Here is a 12719-nt window from a genome sequence, read left to right as displayed (position 1 = left end):
ATCGAAATGGTCAACGGGCGCAATCTGCCGCCACTTCGATCCGGACCGCTCCCATGCGTACGCACTTGCACAGACCTTCGACCTTGCTGCCCGGGCTGGCCCTGGCCATCGCGGTGGCGGCGCTGGCCTGGCTGGCCGAGCGCGCGCAACTGCAGTGGCTGGGTCGGCGCTGGATCGACGCGTTGGTGTTCGCGATCGTGCTCGGCACGCTGCTGCGCACCGCCTGGCGGCTGCCGCCGTCCAGCCACGCCGGCATCGCCTTCGCCGCCAAGCTGCCGCTGGAACTGGCGATCGTGCTGCTCGGCGCCTCGGTCGGCATCGGCGCCATCGGCGCCGCCGGCGGTCTGTTGCTGGGCGCCATCGCCGCGGTGGTGCTGCTGGCGATCGCGCTCGGCTACGGCATCGGCCGCGCGCTGGGGTTGCCGTCGCGGCTGGCCACGCTGGTCGCCTGCGGCAACGCGATCTGCGGCAATTCGGCGATCGTCGCCGCCGCGCCGGTGATCGATGCCGACTCCGACGACGTCGCCGCCTCGATCGCGTTCACCGCCGCCCTGGGCGTGCTGGTGGTGCTGCTGCTGCCGCTGGCGGTGCCGTTGCTGGGGCTGGACCAGCGCCACTACGGCATCCTCGCCGGCATGACCGTCTACGCCGTGCCGCAGGTGCTGGCGGCAACCGTGCCGGTGGGGGCGGTCAGCGCGCAGGTGGGCGCGTTGGTGAAGCTGATGCGGGTGGTGATGCTGGGGCCGGTGATGCTGCTGCTGGGCTTGATCCGCGGCGGATCGCCGGCGCAGCGGCGCCCACTGCATGCGCTGGTGCCGTGGTTCGTGTTCGGTTTCGTCGGCATGATGGGCCTGCGCGCGCTGGGCGTGCTGCCGGCCCCAGTGATCGAGGCGGCGCAAACGCTGTCGCTGCTGTTCACCCTGGTGGCGATGGCGGCACTGGGCCTGTCGGTGAATCTGCGCAGCGTGCTCGCCTCCGGCGGCCGCGTGCTCGCCGCCGGCACGCTATCGCTGCTGGCGCTGGCCAGCCTCAGCGTGCTGCTGCTGCGCTGGTTGCCGTAAGCGCGGGCGCCGCGGCGCGTTCGTGGTCAGTCGCCGTGGATGCGGCCGCTCTCGCCAGCGCGGTACAGCGTGCCTTGTGGGTCGCGCGCCGGCTGCGCCTGCCGCTGCTGTTCGCTGCGCAGCGCCGAGAGCCGGTCGGTCAGGCGCGGCAGCAAGTGGGTCATCGCCACGTTGGCGCTGGCCAGCATGCCGACCTTGACATCGCGACCGCCGTGTTCGGCCGCATGCAGGATCGCCTCGGCGACCCGCAGCGGTGCGATCATCGGTTTGGGCAGCGTCGGTTCCTCGCGCAGATAGTTGCGCGCATGCTGCGGATACGGCGTGTTCACCGCGGTCGGCTGGATCAGCACCACCGATATCGGTGCGCCGTCCAGCTGGTCCAGTTCGATCCGCAAGGTATCGGTGAAGCCCTTTACCGCGTGCTTGGATGCCGCATACATGCCCTGTAGCGGAAGGGCCGCCTCGGAGGCCTCACTGCCCAGATTGATCAGGGTGCCGCGCGAGGCGAGCAGATGCGGCAGCGCCGCCATCGATCCATGCACCACGCCCCAGAAGTTCACGTCGAACAGGCGCCTGCTGTCGCCATCGTCCACATCGGCAAGCTTGCCGTAGATCGCCACGCCGGCGTTGTTCACCCAGGTGTCGACGCGCCCGAAGTGCCGGATCGCCACCGCCGCGGCTTCGTCCAGCTGCGTGCGCTCGGCGACATCGGCGACGACGGCGATCGCGTCGCCGCCGCCATCGCGGATGGTCTGCACGGTCGCGTCGAGAACGCCCTGGCTGCGCGCCACCAGCACCAGGCGGGCACCGCGTTCGGCGGCCAGTAGTGCGGTACATAGGCCGATGCCGCTGGAGGCGCCGGTGATCACGATCACCTGTTGCGCGAGCGGAAGATGTCGCTGTGCCATGTGCTGTGCTCCGGAGTGGGATAGCCCCAGCCTGGGCCGCGGCGCGTTGGGGGGTGTGAGGTACGGATCGCGGTGGCGTCAATCGTCGCGGGCATCACATAAATCTCCGCAAGCGATGCTGGGTGCGCATTGGTCCCTTTTGCGGCTGCAGCATTTCGCATCGTCTGCACCCACGTTCAACCAAGCGCTCACGAGAGGCGGCAGAGCATGGCTGCACCTGTCATGCAAAGGAAATCGTCATGCGTCCTTCCCGTTCCGTTCTCTCCCTGGCGCTGGTGTCGGTCTTCGGCATCGGCCTGGCCCACGCACAGACCGATACCTCCGGCCAGGCCGGCACGCGCGATCCCGGCGCGATGCAGCAGAACGCCCCGTCGACGACTGCCTCGCCGGCGTCGACCAGCATGCAAGGCGCGCGGACGGCTGCGCTCAACGAAAAGCAGGCGCTCGGCGTGCTGTCGGCGATCAACACCAGCGAGGTCAACGCCGCCAATCTGGCCCTGCAGAAGCAGGTCAAGGGCCCGGTGCGCGACTACGCCATGCAGATGGTGAAGGAGCATTCCGACAACAACGCCAAGATCGCGCCTTGGGGTCCCGACACCAAGGCCGCGCCTGCGCAGCAGCAGATGAAGAAGGCCAAGGCGGAAGCCGGCAAGCTGCAGGCATTGGACGGCGATCGCTTCGAGCAGGCCTACGTGGCGGCGATGGTCAAGGATCACCAGGCCGCCCTGCAGATGCTCGACAGCACGCTGATCCCTGCGGCCAAGACCCCGGAAGTGGCCGCGCATCTGCGCACCACGCGCACGCATGTGGCCGAGCACTTGGCCAAGGCGCAGCAGCTGCAGAGCGCTGGCGCCACGCCGGCCGGTTCCAGCCGCTGAGCCATGCTGCGGGTCGCGGCCGAGCCGCCGCGACCCGCACCGCGACCGCGTCGCTCGCGGCGGCCGCGTGCGCGGCGTTTCGTTGCGGTCCAGGGGCGTCGCACCGGCGGTGTAATAGTCTCCGCGCAGGCGGCGACCTAAGGTAGCGGCCATCTTCCTCCGCATCGCCATCGGTCGCCCCATGGGACACGATCACAGCCACGCCCCCACCGAAATCCGTCACGAGCAGCCCCTGTGGTGGGCGCTCGGCCTCACCGCGCTGTTCCTGGTGGTGGAAGTGGCCGGCGCCTTCGTCACCAACAGCCTGGCGCTGTTGTCCGACGCCGCGCACATGGCCACCGACACGCTGGCGCTGATGATCGCCTTGGTGGCGGTGCGGCTGAGCCGGCGCCCGCCCGATGCCAAGCGCAGCTATGGCTATGCGCGGCTGGAGGCGCTGGGCGCGCTGGTCAATGGCGCACTGCTGTTCGTGGTGGCCGGCTACATCCTGTGGGAGGCGGTACAGCGTTTCCGCCAGCCGCAGGAGATCGCCACCGTCGGCATGCTCGGCATCGCCGCGTTCGGCCTGCTGATCAACCTGATCTCGATGCGCCTGCTCAAGGCCGGCAGCGGCGAGAGCCTCAACATGAAGGGCGCCTACCTGGAAGTGTGGAGCGACATGCTCGGCTCGGTCGCGGTGATCGTCGGCGCGCTGGCGATCCGTGTCACCGGGTGGAAGCTGATCGATCCGATCCTGGCGGTGCTGATCGGTCTGTGGGTATTGCCACGGACTTGGGTGCTGCTGCGCGAAGCGGTCAACGTGCTGCTGGAAGGCGTGCCCAAGGGCGTGGATCTGGACGCGGTGCGCGGCTACCTGCAGTCGGCGCCCGGCGTGGCCAGCGTGCACGACCTGCACGTGTGGGCACTGGCCTCCAGCACGCCGGCGCTGACCGCGCACGTGGTGGTGGACGAGGGCGGCGACGCCGATGCGCTGCGCGCTGCGCTGTGCGATGGCCTGCATGCGCAGTTCGACATCGACCACATCACCCTGCAGATGGAAGCCGGCCATTGCGGTGCCACCCCGTGCGGCGCGCCGGCCGCGGCGGGTGAGGGCGGTGGTCACGATCATCATGGGCATGGTCACGAGGACCACGATCATGGTCATGCTCATCCCACACATGGGCACGGCCACATGCATGGGCATTCGCACTCGTAGGCAACACTGCTGCGTGATGACGTTCGTGCAGGCGCAGCGCGTGTCTTCGGTTCGGAATTGGCTACCCGCGGTTATCGGCAATGCCGGTCGCGGCTGAAGCCGCTCCTGCGAATCCTACAAGGGCGTCCGCCTCGACGGTTGCCTAGATGCCGAATCAGCTGCATGCGCTTCACCCAGCGCCGCGAGGCGCTTTCGTAGGAGCGGCTTCAGCCGCGACGCGCTTTCCCAATGGCGCCTATCGCGGTTGAAACCGTGCCTACATGTGAGCGCCTGCGCGCCTCAGACCACCGGCTCGCGCAACGCCGGCGACTCCCAGCCCGGGCGCGGCGCGAAGCGCTCGCCGTAGCGCGCCTGCAGGGCACGCAGGCGGGCGAGCAGCACGTCGGCGCCGGCGGCACGGATATGCTGGATCGGGCCGCCGCGGAACGGGGCGAAGCCGGTGCCGAAGATCACGCCGGCATCGAGCAGGTCGGCATCGGCGACCACGCCTTCGTGCAGGCAGGCGACCGCCTCGTTGAGCAGCGGCAGGATCAGGCGGTCCTCCAGATCGTCCGGCGCGTGATAGTCCTTGGGTAGTTCGGGCTTCTTAGCGCGGCCGTTTTCCCAGGCGTACAGGCCCTGGCCGTCCTTCTTGCCGCGCTTGCCCGGCTCCACCGTCTGCAGCGCCGCCGGGATCGGCAGGCCCAGGAACGGCGCCAGTTCGGCGCCGACGCCGGCGGCCACGTCCAGGCCCACCGTGTCGATCAGTTCGATCGGGCCCATCGGCATGCCGAACTTGACCGCGGCCTTGTCGATCGCCGGGCCGGGAATGCCTTCGGCATAGGCGGTGGCCGCTTCCAGCATGTACGGGAACAGCACGCGGTTGACCAGGAAGCCGGGCGTGCCGGCGACCGGCACCGGCAGCTTGTCGATCGCCTTGCAGAAGGCGGCCAGCCGCTTCTGGTTCTCCGGCGCCAGCCCGTTGTGGCAGACGATTTCCACCAGCGGCATCTGCGCCACCGGGTTGAAGTAGTGCAGGCCGCCGAACTGCGCCGGGCGCTGGATGTGCTCGCGCAGTTCGGTCAGCGGAATCGAGGAGGTGTTGGTGCTCAGCAGTGCGTTCGGCTGCATGCGCGGCTCCAGCGACTGGTACAGCTCGCGCTTGGCCTGCGGGTTCTCGATGATCGCCTCGATCACCAGGTCGGCGGTCGGCACGCCGTCGCCGGCCAGGTCGCCCTTCAGGCGCGCCGCCACCGCCGGGCGCTTGCTGTCGTCCTTGACCCGCTTGGCGAACAACTCGCCGGCGCGGCTCAGCGCACCGTCGATGAAGCGCTGCTCGCGGTCCTGCAGGGTCACCTCGAAGCCCTTGTAGGCCGACCAGGCGGCGATGTCGCCGCCCATCACCCCGGCGCCGACCACGTGCACGTGGCGGATGCCGTGATCCTTGCCGCTCAGCGCCTTGAGCCGCTCGGTGAGGAAGAAGATGCGGATCAGGTTGCGCGCGGTCGGCGTGCTGGCCAGCTTGACCACCGCCTTGCGCTCGGCGTCCAGGCGCGCCTGGATGCCGCTGCCGCCGCTGCGTTCCCACACGCCGATCAGCGCATACGGCGCCGGGTAGTGTTCCTTGCGCGCCTTGCGCGCCACCTGCTTGCGCATCTGCGGCGCCAGCAGCTTGCGCGCCGGCCAGGTGTTGGTGGCCCAGGCGGTGGCGCGCTGCTTGAAGGGACGGGCGCTGCCGGACAGCGCCAGCGCCACCGCGGTATCGGTCAGCACGGCCGGTGCGGCGACCTTGTCGACCAGGCCCATCGCCCGCGCCGCCGAAGCCGACACGGTGCGTCCGGTGAGCATCAGGTCCATCGCCGCCGGCGCGCCGATCAGCCGCGGCAGGCGCGCGCTGCCGCCCCAGCCGGGGAAGATGCCGAGCTTGGTCTCGGGCAGGCCGATGCGGGTGGCCGCATCGCTGGAGGCCACGCGGTAGCGGCAGGCCAGGGCGATCTCGGTGCCGCCGCCCATGCAGAAGCCGTGGATCGCCGCGACCGTGGGGCAGGGCAGTTCCGCCAGCTTCTGGAAGGTGGCCTGGCCGCGGCGGATGGCGTCGTTGACGGTGCCGCGGCGGTCGAATTCCTGGAATTCCTTGAGGTCGGCGCCGGCGATGAAGCCGTTGTCCTTGGCCGAGCGGATCACCACGCCCTTGGGCGGATCGATGGCGATGCGCTCGAGCAGGTCGCCCAGCTCCAGCAGCACGTCCTGCGACAGCGCGTTGACGGGGGCGTCCTGGCGATCGAGGCTGAGCACGATCACGCCGTCGCCGCGAAAGTCCGCCTGCCAGTGACTGAATCGGAGCCCGTCGAAGCCTGAAAGCATGGGGAGGACCATCCGCTTATGTATGGAGAAGATCGTTATCATCCAGAGGTTGTTTCCGTCGCGTCAAATCCCAATCCAAGGAATTGACGCGCGTCCCGCGACCGCTGGCCTTGCGCCAGCCTAACGGAACGCCGGTTAACGTCGTGGGGCGGCGATCCGCTGAGGGGCGCTGAACTTTTTTCCGAATTGGCGGTCAGAGGGTCCGACGTAGGTTGGGCTGACAGGAGTGCGGCCCGCTATGGCCGATGTCGAAACACCCCAGGAGCTGGACCTGGAACTGGTCCGGCGTGTGCAGCGCGGCGAAAGCGCGGCGTTCGATGTGCTGGTGCGCAAGTACCAACACCGGATCGTCGGCCTGATCGGGCGCTACATCGCCGACTGGAGCGAATGTCAGGACGTGGCCCAGGACACCTTCATCCGCGCCTACCGCGCGATGGGGAGCTTCCGCGGCGACGCCCAGTTCTCCACATGGTTGCACCGGATCGCCGTGAATACCGCCAAGAACTACCTGGTCGCGCACAACCGCAGGCCGCCCACCGACGATGTCGACGTGCTCGATGCCGAGCAGTTCGACAGCGGCACCCGCCTGCGCGACACCGACACGCCCGAGCGCGAGTTGATGCGCCAGGAACTGGAGCAGACGGTGATGAAGGCGGTGAACGCGTTGCCGGAAGAATTGCGTACCGCCATCACCCTGCGCGAGGTGGAGGGCATGAGCTACGAGGACATCGCGCAGAAGATGGGCTGCCCGATCGGCACCGTGCGTTCGCGGATCTTCCGCGCCCGCGAGGCCATCGACGCCGAACTCCGTCCCCTGCTGGATACCGACAGCGCCACCCGTGAGCGACACCGCGTATGACTGAGAGCACGCCCTTTCCCAAGCCAGTGCCGGCGCCCGACAGCGCCGCGCCGGACAAGTTCGAGTTGCACTACCGGCAGCAACTGTCCGCCCTGATCGACGGCGAACTGCCGGCCGACGAAGCGCGTTTCGTGCTGCGCCGGCTGCAGCACGACGAGGAACTGTCCGGCTGCCACGAGCGCTGGCAGTTGTGCGGCGACATCCTGCGCGGCCGCGTCAGCGTGCCGGCGCCCAGCGATTTCAGTGCCCGCGTGCGCCAGGCGGTGGCCGCCGAAGCGCAGCACGCCGCGCGCGCCGAGGCGGCCAGCGCGGCCGGCAAGCGCCGCAGCTGGCGCTGGGGCGGCAGTGCGGCGCTGGCCGCCTCGGTCGCCGTGCTGGCCCTGTTCGTGACCCAGCGCCTGCCGCAGACCCCCGAGGCGCTGCCGCCGGCGCAGGTCGCCGATGCCACCGCGCCTGCGCCGACTCCGGCGGCGACCACGCCGCAGGTCCCGACGCCTGCACCGGCGCCGGCCGATCCGCAGGGCGATCTCGCCGCAGCCGTTGCTGCGGCGCCGGCGATGGCGATCGCCGCCAACCGCCGCCAGGACGCCGCGGCGCGACGCGAGGCCACGCGCAGCGAACAGGCCGCGCGCACCCGCAGCGTCCCCGCCGAGCGCGCCTACGCGGCGGCGGCGCCCGCCAAGCCGCACGCCAAGGCGCCGGCGCAGACGCCGTTCGTGGCGCCGGTCGCGCCCCCGACGATGGTCGCGCAACACGCCAGCGATCCGTTCGGGCATCCGGCAACGCCGCTGCAGGCCCGGCCGTGGCCGCGCTCGACCCTGCCGGCCGCCGACGCCGGCAGCGAATTCACCGCCAGCTTCCCGCACAGCGGCGCGGACCCGGCGGCGTTCTATCCGTTCGAACCCCGATTGCCTGCCGACGCCGCGGCCAACCCGCCGCCGCATCCGCAGCGCTGACCCCGCGCGCCGGCAGGCGTCCGTGCTGCGTCCCGGCGCGTGGTCCCCGTTGCTTCGTTCCCTCGTTCTTCCCCTTCCCGAACCGGAGGCTCGCGTCCGATGACTCACCGTATCCGCCACCATCTGTTGGGCCTGCTGGCGCTGACCGTGCCGCTGGCCGCCTGCGCGCAGCAGCCCAGCCCCAGCGCCGCCAGCACCACGCCGCCGGCCGCGCAGTCCGCGCCCGCGCCGCAGCTGGTCGGCAATCTTCCCGACTTCACCCGCCTGGTCGAACAGGTCGGTCCGGGCGTGGTCAATGTCGAGACCACCATCAGCCGCCGCGCCGCGGCCGCGCGCTCCGGCGGCGGCATGCCCGACGACGACCAGATACCCGAATTCTTCCGCCGCTTCTTCGGTCCGGAAGGCATGCCGGGCATGCCCGGGCAACCGCGCGGCGGCGCGCCGGACGACGATGGCGGCCCCGCCGGGCGCTCGATGGGCTCGGGCTTCATCATCTCGCCCGACGGCTACGTGCTGACCAACCACCACGTGGTCGACGGCGCCAGCGAGGTCAAGGTCAAGCTCACCGACCGCCGCGAGTTCACCGCCAAGGTGGTCGGCAGCGACCAGCAGTACGACGTGGCCCTGCTGAAGATCGACGGCAAGAACCTGCCGACGGTGCGCATCGGCGACTCCAACCTGCTCAAGCCCGGCCAGTGGGTGGTGGCGATCGGCTCGCCGTTCGGCCTGGACCACTCGGTCACCGCCGGCATCGTCAGCGCCACCGGCCGCAGCAACCCCTACGCCGACCAGCGCTACGTGCCGTTCATCCAGACCGACGTGGCGATCAACCAGGGCAACTCCGGCGGCCCGCTGCTCAACACCCGTGGCGAGGTGGTCGGCATCAATTCGCAGATCTTCTCCGCCTCCGGCGGCTACATGGGCATCAGCTTCGCGATCCCGATCGACCTGGCGATGAGCGCGGTCGAGCAGATCAAGAAGACCGGCAAGGTCACCCGCGCGCAGCTCGGGGTCATGGTCGGCGCCATCGATTCGCTGAAGGCGCAGGGCCTGGGCCTGCCGGATACCCGCGGCGCCCTGGTCAACCAGCTCGTCCAGGGCAGCCCGGCGGCCAAGGCCGGCCTGGAAGTGGGCGACGTGATCCGCACCGTCAACGGCACCGAGATCGGCGCCTCCAGCGACCTGCCACCGATGATCGGCGCGATGCAGCCGGGCGCCAAGGTGCGCCTGGGCATCCTGCGCGACGGCAAGCCGCGCGAGCTGACCGTGCAACTGACCGCGCTGGCCGACGACGCCCAGGCCAATGCCGGTCCGGCGGTCGGCGACAACGCCGCCCCGGCCACCGGCGCCAACGCGCTGCTCGGCATCGACGTGGCCGATCTGGACGCGGCCACCCGCCAGCAGCTGGGCCTGGAGCCGGGCAAGGGCGTGCGCATCACCGCGGTGACCGGCCGCGCCGCGCGCGAGGCGCAACTGGTGCCGGGCATGGTGATCCTGCAGGTCGGGCGTACCCCGGTCGGCAGCGTGGCGGCCCTGAACCAGCAGTTGAGCGCCTACAAGAAGGGCGATGTGGTGATGCTGCTGATCCGCGTCCGCGACACCACCAGCTTCGTCGCGGTGCGCGCCGGCGGCTGATCCGCGCGCCCGGCCGAGGCCGGGCACCGTCCCGGGCGCCGATCCAGAGCGGTCGGCGCCCCGGGACGGGGGCGAATCCGGCGGCCGTCACCAGCGGCCGCCGGCCATGCGATAATGGCCCGTTATCCTGACGACGGTCCTGGCCGCCGCCCACCTCATGTCCTCTGATTCGATGCGGAACATCCGCAATTTCTCCATCATCGCCCACGTCGACCACGGCAAATCGACCCTGGCCGATCGCATCATCCAACTCTGTGGCGGCCTGCAGGCGCGCGAGATGGAAGCGCAGGTGCTCGATTCCAACCCGATCGAGCGCGAGCGCGGCATCACCATCAAGGCCCAGTCCGTGTCGCTGCCGTACACCGCGCAGGACGGGCAGGTCTACCACCTGAACTTCATCGACACCCCCGGCCACGTCGACTTCTCCTACGAGGTCAGCCGCTCGCTGGCCGCCTGCGAGGGCGCGCTGCTGGTGGTGGATGCGGCGCAGGGCGTGGAAGCGCAGTCGGTGGCCAACTGCTACACCGCGGTGGAGCAGGGCCTGGAAGTGGTGCCGGTGCTGAACAAGATCGACCTGCCCACCGCCGACATCGACCGCGCCAAGGCCGAGATCGAGGCGGTGATCGGCATCGACGCCACCGACGCGGTCGCGGTCAGCGCCAAGACCGGGCTGAACGTGCGCGACGTGTTGGAGGCGATCGTGCAGCGCATCCCGCCGCCGGTGCCGCGCGACACCGACAAGCTGCAGGCGCTGATCATCGACTCCTGGTTCGACAACTACCTGGGCGTGGTCTCGCTGGTGCGGGTGATGCAGGGCGAGATCAAGGCCGGCGACAAGCTGCTGGTGATGTCCACCGGCCGCACCCACCAGGTCGACAGCGTCGGCGTGTTCACGCCCAAGCGCAAGCCGCTGCCGGCGCTGCGCGCGGGCGAGGTGGGCTGGGTCACCGCCAGCATCAAGGACGTGCACGGCGCCCCGGTCGGCGACACTCTGACCCTGGCCGGCGATCCGGCCACCAAGCCGCTGCCCGGCTTCCAGGAAATGCAGCCGCGCGTGTTCGCCGGCCTGTTCCCGGTGGACGCCGAGGACTACACCAACCTGCGCGAGGCGCTGGACAAGCTGCGCCTGAACGATGCGGCACTGCGCTTCGAGCCGGAAAGCTCCGAGGCGATGGGCTTCGGCTTCCGCTGCGGCTTCCTCGGCATGCTGCACATGGAGATCGTGCAGGAGCGCCTGGAGCGCGAGTACAACCTGGACCTGATCAGCACCGCGCCGACCGTGGTCTACGAGGTGCTGAAGACCGACGGTTCGATCATCAGCATGGACAACCCGGCCAAGCTGCCGCAGTTGAACATGGTCGAGGAGATCCGCGAGCCGATCATCCGCGCCAACATCCTCACCCCCGAGGAATACATCGGCAACATCATCAAGCTGTGCGAGGAAAAGCGCGGCAGCCAGATCGGCATCAACTACCTGGGCAGCCAGGTGCAGATCAGCTACGAGCTGCCGATGGCCGAGGTGGTGCTGGACTTCTTCGACAAGCTCAAGTCGGTCAGCCGCGGCTACGCCTCGCTGGACTACCACTTCGTGCGTTTCGACGCCGGTCCGTTCGTGCGCGTGGACGTGCTGATCAACGGCGACAAGGTCGATGCGCTGTCGCTGATCGCGCACCGCAGCCACGCCGACCGCCGCGGCCGCGAGCTGTGCGAGAAGATGAAGGATCTGATCCCGCGGCAGATGTTCGACGTGGCCATCCAGGCCGCGATCGGCTCGCAGATCATCGCCCGCACCACGGTCAAGGCGATGCGCAAGAACGTGCTGGCCAAGTGCTATGGTGGCGACGTCTCGCGCAAGAAGAAGCTTCTGGAAAAGCAGAAGGAAGGCAAGAAGCGCATGAAGCAGGTCGGCCGCGTGGAAATCCCGCAGGAAGCCTTCCTGGCGGTGCTGCAGATGGACAAGTAACTGGGAATGGGGATTCGGGATTGGAGATTGGCCAAGGCAGACGCGTCTGTCGTCATCCCGTTCTTGCGAATCCCATCTCCCCAATCCCCAATCCCGTTCCGAAGGAACCCGAATGAAATGGTTTGAAATCGCGCTGGTGGTGCTGACCTTCGCCACCGGCATCATCACCCTGCTGGACAAGCTGTTCTTCGCCAAGCGCCGCGCCGCGCGGGCCGGGTTGCTGGACGCCGAGCCGGTGCTGGTGGACTACTCGCGGGCGTTCTTCCCGGTGCTGGCGGTGGTGCTGATCCTGCGCAGCTTCATCGCCGAGCCGTACAAGATCCCGTCCAGCTCGATGATGCCGAACCTGCTGGTCGGCGATTTCATCCTGGTCAACAAGTTCTCCTACGGCTTCCGCCTGCCGATCACCAACCAGAAGATCATTCCGGTGGGCGAGCCCAAGCGCGGCGACGTGGTGGTGTTCAAGCCGCCGCACAAGCCGGACGAGAACTGGATCAAGCGCGTGATCGGCCTGCCGGGCGATCGCATCGGCTTCCACGGCGACACCCTGTACATCAACGGCACGCCGATGAAGTACAAGGTGATGGGCGAGTACGTCGGCAAGGGCAAGGGCGCGGAAATGACCGGCGCCACGCTGCTTACCGAGTACCTGCCGGGCCGTACCCACACCGAACTGGAATGGATCGACCGCAACAACCCGGCCGGCCAGGGCGACTGGGTGGTGCCGCCGGGCAAGTATTTCGTGATGGGCGATAATCGCGACAACAGCGAGGACAGCCGGTTCTGGACCCAGACCCACTTCCTGCCCGAAGAGAACCTGCGCGGCAAGGCGTTCCTGATCTGGCTCAATTGCGAAGGGTGGTTCTGCAGCGGCAGTTTCGATCCGTCGCGGATCGGAACGGCCATCCAGTGACTGGCGTG

At 69.2% G+C, this 12719-nt stretch carries 10 protein-coding genes; 8 read left to right on the top strand and 2 right to left on the bottom strand.

Features of this window, described 5'->3' with window-relative positions:
• Positions 1-53: 53 nt before the first annotated feature.
• Positions 54-1061, top strand: a complete 1008-nt coding sequence (locus tag QN245_RS14955) for a YeiH family protein (protein WP_317843546.1) — start codon at positions 54-56, stop codon at positions 1059-1061.
• 26 nt (positions 1062-1087) lie between these two features.
• On the opposite strand, the gene QN245_RS14950 is transcribed toward QN245_RS14955, so the two are convergent.
• Positions 1088-1969: an SDR family oxidoreductase gene (locus tag QN245_RS14950; RefSeq protein ID WP_317843545.1), complete on the bottom strand. Its 882-nt coding sequence runs from the start codon at positions 1967-1969 to the stop codon at positions 1088-1090.
• A 239-nt stretch (positions 1970-2208) separates the two neighbouring features.
• Here QN245_RS14950 and QN245_RS14945 point away from each other — a divergent pair, with 239 nt between their 5' ends.
• Both QN245_RS14945 and QN245_RS14940 read left to right on the top strand, forming a co-directional pair.
• Positions 2209-2847 carry a DUF4142 domain-containing protein gene (locus tag QN245_RS14945; protein WP_317843544.1) on the top strand — a complete coding sequence of 213 codons (639 nt, stop codon included), beginning with the start codon at positions 2209-2211 and terminating at the stop codon, positions 2845-2847.
• Between the two features lie 181 nt (positions 2848-3028).
• Positions 3029-4042 (top strand): cation diffusion facilitator family transporter, encoded by a 1014-nt coding sequence (locus tag QN245_RS14940; protein ID WP_317843543.1) that lies wholly within the window; start codon positions 3029-3031, stop codon positions 4040-4042.
• A 279-nt stretch (positions 4043-4321) separates the two neighbouring features.
• Here QN245_RS14940 and QN245_RS14935 read toward each other — a convergent pair whose 3' ends face one another.
• The gene (locus QN245_RS14935; RefSeq protein WP_317843542.1) at positions 4322-6385 is read right to left on the bottom strand and encodes a 3-hydroxyacyl-CoA dehydrogenase NAD-binding domain-containing protein; all 2064 of its coding nucleotides are present in this window, start codon (positions 6383-6385) and stop codon (positions 4322-4324) included.
• A gap of 238 nt (positions 6386-6623) precedes the next feature.
• Here QN245_RS14935 and rpoE point away from each other — a divergent pair, with 238 nt between their 5' ends.
• The 5 genes from rpoE (at position 6624) to lepB (ending at position 12711) form a co-directional block, all read left to right on the top strand.
• Complete coding sequence (gene rpoE / locus QN245_RS14930; protein WP_167087404.1) at positions 6624-7244, top strand: RNA polymerase sigma factor RpoE; 621 nt, start codon at positions 6624-6626, stop codon at positions 7242-7244.
• On the top strand, positions 7241-8200 hold the full coding sequence (locus tag QN245_RS14925) for a sigma-E factor negative regulatory protein (RefSeq protein ID WP_317843541.1): 960 nt from the start codon (positions 7241-7243) through the stop codon (positions 8198-8200). The genes rpoE and QN245_RS14925 overlap by 4 nt, the downstream gene beginning before the upstream one ends.
• Positions 8201-8299: 99 nt before the next feature.
• On the top strand, positions 8300-9835 hold the full coding sequence (locus QN245_RS14920; protein WP_184449108.1) for a DegQ family serine endoprotease: 1536 nt from the start codon (positions 8300-8302) through the stop codon (positions 9833-9835).
• A gap of 172 nt (positions 9836-10007) precedes the next feature.
• Entirely contained in the window at positions 10008-11798 is a 1791-nt protein-coding gene (gene lepA / locus QN245_RS14915; protein ID WP_184449366.1) for a translation elongation factor 4, read from the top strand.
• A 112-nt stretch (positions 11799-11910) separates the two neighbouring features.
• Positions 11911-12711 carry a signal peptidase I gene (gene lepB, locus QN245_RS14910; protein ID WP_167087410.1) on the top strand — a complete coding sequence of 267 codons (801 nt, stop codon included), beginning with the start codon at positions 11911-11913 and terminating at the stop codon, positions 12709-12711.
• The last annotated feature ends 8 nt before the right edge of the window (positions 12712-12719 follow it).

The sequence above is a fragment of the Xanthomonas rydalmerensis genome (assembly GCF_033170385.1).
In the GTDB taxonomy this organism is placed as follows: Bacteria; Pseudomonadota; Gammaproteobacteria; order Xanthomonadales; family Xanthomonadaceae; genus Xanthomonas_A; species Xanthomonas_A rydalmerensis.
Note: the sequence above shows the minus strand (reverse complement) of the source record. Positions and strands in the feature narration are given on the sequence as shown.